Annotated in this window: 4 protein-coding genes and 1 other RNA gene; 4 read left to right on the top strand and 1 reads right to left on the bottom strand. The window is 68.5% G+C overall.

Annotated features, from left to right (window positions below):
- Positions 1-100: 100 nt before the first annotated feature.
- Positions 101-1,039, bottom strand: coding sequence for an FAD-dependent thymidylate synthase (gene thyX / locus NON00_RS24010; RefSeq protein WP_256025317.1), 939 nt, complete (start codon positions 1,037-1,039; stop codon positions 101-103).
- A gap of 180 nt (positions 1,040-1,219) precedes the next feature.
- On the opposite strand from thyX, the gene ssrA reads away from it, so the two are divergent.
- The 4 genes from ssrA (at position 1,220) to NON00_RS23990 (ending at position 4,897) form a co-directional block, all read left to right on the top strand.
- Positions 1,220-1,529, top strand: a transfer-messenger RNA (tmRNA) gene (ssrA, locus tag NON00_RS24005).
- A gap of 122 nt (positions 1,530-1,651) precedes the next feature.
- Positions 1,652-2,188 carry an SspB family protein gene (locus NON00_RS24000; protein ID WP_256025315.1) on the top strand — a complete coding sequence of 179 codons (537 nt, stop codon included), beginning with the start codon at positions 1,652-1,654 and terminating at the stop codon, positions 2,186-2,188.
- Between the two features lie 381 nt (positions 2,189-2,569).
- Positions 2,570-4,240: a fumarate hydratase gene (locus tag NON00_RS23995; protein ID WP_305123550.1), complete on the top strand. Its 1,671-nt coding sequence runs from the start codon at positions 2,570-2,572 to the stop codon at positions 4,238-4,240.
- Between the two features lie 252 nt (positions 4,241-4,492).
- A complete protein-coding gene (locus NON00_RS23990; protein ID WP_256025314.1) occupies positions 4,493-4,897 on the top strand; it encodes a VOC family protein in 405 nt (134 codons plus the stop codon).
- The last annotated feature ends 181 nt before the right edge of the window (positions 4,898-5,078 follow it).

The following is a 5,078-nucleotide window of genomic DNA, read 5'->3' as shown; positions in this document are numbered from 1 at the left end:
GGGGGGGCGGCCGGGGGGCACGCCCGCCCCGCCTGCGCGGCCCGGAAGGGGGAGGCGCGGGGGTGGCGGCGGGGCGCGGCGGGGCGGCCATGGCCGCGCCTCAGACGGGGCGGCCGAGCTGCTCCATCAGCTCGCGCCATTCCCGCTTCGACAGGCCGCTGCCCTCCTGCGTCACCGGCTCCCCGGCCAGCAGGCTCTTCACCACGCCCAGCATCTGCGCCGAGAGGGTGACAGCACCCAGGCGGTAATCCCGGAACGCCTCCGCCACCGCCGGCACCCAGGCATCGAGCACGGAGAGCATCGCCTCGGCATAGACGCGGATCTCATACTGCGCATGGGCATCGGCGCGCAGGCGCAGGAAATGCAGCAGGTTGTGGAGATCGGTCTTCCAGTACCACTGGGTATAGGCGTTCAGCGTCAGGTTCATGCGCGCCAGCTCGCGCGCCAGGCCCTGGCGGGCGGGGTCGAGCGTGTTGCCCGCCTCGTCCAGGTTCAGCATGGCCTGGTAGTGGTCATAGTTGCGCATGGCATCGTGGCGCAGCAGTTCCAGCACCTCCGCCGCCTCGGCACCCTGGAGCACATCGCCCCGGCCCTGGCGGTTGCTGGCGGACTGGGCGGCCAGCTGCTCCGGCGCCGGCAGGTAGAACTCCCGGTCCATGATGGAATAGCGGGCGGAGTATTCGTTCACATTGGCGGTGCGGTGGCGGATCCACTGCCGCGCGACGAAGATCGGCAGTTTGACGTGGAACTTGATCTCGCACATCTCGAAGGGCGTGCTGTGCCAGTGCCGCATCAGGTAGCGGATCAGCCCGCGATCCTCATTGGCCGCGCGCGTGCCGCGGCCATAGGAGACGCGAGCGGCCTGCACCACCGCCGCATCGTCGCCCATATAGTCCACCACCCGGACGAAGCCGTGGTCGAGCACCGCAAGCGGCTCGAACAGCATGGCCTCCAGCGCCGGGACGGTGGGGCGGCGGGTCTCGGCCCGCGCGGCGCGCGCCTCCTGGAGTTCCTGACGCTGCGCTGCGGTGAGTTCCATGCCGGTAGAGTCCTAGTCTGAATCCGAATAGGCGGCAGGGTTTACCAGAAGAACAGGCCGCGCGACATATCGCGGGGGCTCTGCCCCCGCACCCCCGCCGGGGGGACAGGGTCCCCCCGGACCCCGCCTTCTGTTGGCCCTCCCAAAGGGCCGCGGCAGAGGCCAGGAAAACACGCATCCCCCCTCGCTTTCCGGTGGGGGGCGCCCTATATCGGGGGCGTCTCCTCGGAGACTATGGCGATAAACGGTGTGTGGAATAAGCGTTGCGGACCCGGGGGCAGTGCCCGGCGTCTCCACCAAGCTCCTCGGGGCGCTGTGGGGACGACACAGGCTCGACGCGCGCGGTAAAGACACATCCTTTGCCCGGCATTGTACCGCCGTTATCGGGCTAAATCACAAGTGCCAACGATAACAGCCGCGAGGCTGTGGCGCTCGCTGCCTAACAGGTAAGCGCGGTCCGGGGGGAACCGGGCAACAGAATCCCCCCACTTCGTCCCCCTCTGCCTTTTGTCCCCGTGCGTTCATATTTCTCCCCCTCTGGCCCTTCCCGGCCAATGGGGGCATCCGGTATGGGGGCTTCACTCTCTGCTGGGCGTCTGCCGGGGTATTGTGATGACGGATGAGACGAGGCAGGTCGAAAGCCTGCTGCCTTACGACCGCTGGACCGAGGACGCGATGCGCGAGGTCGCCCTGCGCGCCCTCGAGCATGCCGGCGAGCACGGCCTGCCGGGCGAACACCATTTCTACCTCACCTTCCGCACCGACCGCCCCGGCGTGGCCATCCCCAACCACCTGAAGGTGCGCTACCCGGAGGAGATGACCATCGTCCTCCAGCACCAGTTCTGGGACCTGAAGGTGGACCGGGTGAAGGGCATGGTCAGCGCCGGCCTCTCCTTCGGCGGCGTGCCGGCGACGCTGATGATCCCCATCTCCGCCATCACCGCCTTCTGGGACCCGCATGTCCGCGTCGGGCTGCGCTTCCCCTCGGCCGAGGCGGGGATGAGCCAGGGCGAGGCCGGCGCCACCGGCCCCCTGGCCGAGAGCCTGCAGGACGATGGCGGCGACTCCGAGGCCCGCCCCGCCGAGCCGGAAGGCCCGGCCCAGGTGGTCAGCCTCGACGCCTTCCGCCGCCGCCCCGCCCGCGACTGACAGCCGCCGGGGCGCGCCCGCGGCAAATCCCCTTCTGGGACAGCCAGCCGGCGGAACCCCCCCCCCGGCGGAAAACCCCACGGGGCACGGCCCGGCGGCCGTGCCCTGGGCGCGGACCAGCCCCGCATCCCGCGCAAGGGCGGCCGGGGAAGCTCCGCCCCGCCCGGCGCCCCCTCACCCGTGGCACCCTGCGGTAGCCCGCCCCGCAGGCCCGGCGGCCGCTTCCGCCCCACCGGCCCGCGCCCCGGCGCCCGCGCCCTTGCCATGGCACCGCGCGGCCTCGCCCCCGGTTGGTTTGCCCGGCCCTCTGCGCTACCACTGCCGGCACGCGACGCCGCCACCTTGGTGGCGCCAGACCATGCCGCCCTGCCGGAGCGTACCATGTCCCCTGCTGACGCCATCCCCCATGCCGAGGCTCCCGCCCGGCCCGCGAATTTCCTCTACAGCCCGATGCTGCCGCTGGGCGAGGACAAGACGCCCTATCGCAAGCTGCCGATCGAGGGCGTGAAGGTCATCGAGGTCGAGGGCAAGCCGGTCCTCAAGATCGCCCCCGGCGCGCTGGAGGAACTGGCCTTCACGGCGTGCAAGGAGGTCTCCCACTTCCTCCGCCCCGGCCATCTCGAACAACTGGCGAAGATCCTGAAGGACCCCGAGGCCAGCGCCAATGACCGCTTCGTGGCGCTCGACCTGCTGAAGAACGCCTCCATCGCCGCCGGTGGCGTGCTGCCCATGTGCCAGGACACCGGCACCGCCATCGTCTTCGGCAAGAAGGGCCAGCGCGTCTGGATCGAGGGCGACGAGGAAGAGGCCCTCTCCTACGGCGTCCACCGCACCTACACCGAGACCAACCTGCGCTATTCCCAGATGGCGCCGCTCTCGATGTATGACGAGGTGAACACGGGCAACAACCTGCCCGTCCAGTTCGACATCTACGCCAGCCCCGGCGAGCACCACGCCGACGAGTTCCACCTGATGTTCGTGCTGAAGGGCGGCGGCTCGGCCAACAAGACCTTCCTCTTCCAGCAGACGCGCGCCGTCCTCAACAAGGACAAGCTGCTGAAGTTCCTGGAAGACAAGATCAAGACGCTCGGCACCTCGGCCTGCCCGCCCTACCACCTGGCCGTGGTCATCGGCGGCACCTCGGCCGAGACGACGCTGAAGACGGTGAAGCTGGCCTCCACCCGCTACCTCGACAGCCTGCCCACCACCGGCGACAAGTCCGGCCACGGCCTGCGCGACCCCGAGCTGGAAGCCGAGATCCACAAGCTGACGCAGAATCTGGGCATCGGCGCGCAGTTCGGCGGCAAGTATTTCTGCCACGATGTCCGCGTCATCCGCCTGCCGCGCCACGGCGCCAGCCTGCCCATCGGCATCGGCGTCTCCTGCTCGGCGGACCGCCAGATCAAGGCCAAGATCACCCGCGAGGGCGTCTTCCTGGAGGCGCTGGAGCACGACCCGGCCCGCTTCCTGCCCGAGGCCACCGATGAAATCCTGGGCGGCGAGGTGGTGAAGATCGACCTCAACCGCCCGATGGACGAAATCCGCGCCGAACTGTCGAAGCACCCGGTGAAGACGCGCGTCTCCCTCACCGGCACCATCGTGGTCGCGCGCGACATCGCCCACGCCAAGCTGCAGGAGCGGCTGGATGCCGGCCAGGGCCTGCCGCAATACATCAAGGACCACCCGGTCTATTACGCCGGCCCGGCCAAGACGCCCGAGGGCCTGCCCACCGGCTCCTTCGGCCCCACCACCGCCGGGCGCATGGACAGCTACGTGGCCGGCTTCCAGGCCGCCGGCGGCAGCCTCGTCATGCTCGCCAAGGGCAACCGCTCCAAGGCCGTGCGCGACGCCTGCCGGCAGTTCGGCGGCTTCTACCTCGGCTCCGTCGGCGGCCCCGCCGCCCGCCTGGCCCAGGACTGCATCAAGAAGGTCGAGGTGCTGGAATACCCCGAACTCGGCATGGAAGCGGTGTGGAAGATCCAGGTGGAAGACTTCCCGGCCTTCATCGTCGTCGACGACAAGGGCAACGACTTCTATGACGGGCTTGAGTAATATTTTCTTCTGAAAGAATCTTCTTTTTCTGAAGAAAAAGAAGCAAAAAGACTTTTCCCGTTGGCGTCCCGCTTCAGGCCCGAGGCGGGACGCCAAACTGAAAAAAAGTTTTTTGGTTCTTTTTTCCTAAAAAAGAACCCTGCTTTTCGGAATCTTCTCCCCCGCACACTTCACCCTCGCGCGGGGCGCGCAGGTGGTTTACTCCGCACCCATCACGCGGAGGGCGCCGGTCGGCGCCGGGGGAGAGAGCTGATGCGTTTCGCGGTCGACCGTCTGGACCACCTCGTCATCACCTGCCGGGATGTGGAGATCAGCGCCTCCTGGTACCAGCGCGTCCTGGGCATGGACCGCGAAGCCTTTGGCGAGAAGCGGCGCACCGCCCTGAAATTCGGCGGGCAGAAGCTGAACCTGCGCCCCGAATCGGCCACGCAGGAAGAATGGTTCACCGGCCCCACCGCCGCGCCGGGCGGGCAGGATCTGTGCTTCGTCGTCGCCGTCACGGCCCAGGATGTCGTCGCCCACCTGCATGAATGCGGTGTGACGGTGGAACTCGGCCCGGTGGCCAAGCAGGGCGCGCTCGGCCCCATCACCTCGGTCTATTGCCGCGATCCTGACGGAAATCTGATCGAGATCGCCACCTATGGCCCCCGCGCATAGGCGCCCAGCCATAAAGTGACCCCCGCTTCGCCATAATCTGGCGCGGATCGGCGCTATATTAGGATCATCTGAAGCCCAGGAGGGCGCCATGACGAAGACGATCCGTTCGCTGATCCTGGCCGGTGCCGCCGCCGCGGTGGTCGGCCTCGCCAGCCCCGCCGCCCAGGCGCAGGGCTGGCAC

It is taken from the genome of Roseomonas sp. GC11, from assembly GCF_024437745.1.
GTDB lineage: Bacteria > Pseudomonadota > Alphaproteobacteria > Acetobacterales > Acetobacteraceae > Pseudoroseomonas.
The sequence above is the reverse complement of the archived record's forward strand: the minus strand, read 5'-3'. Positions and strand labels throughout refer to the sequence as shown.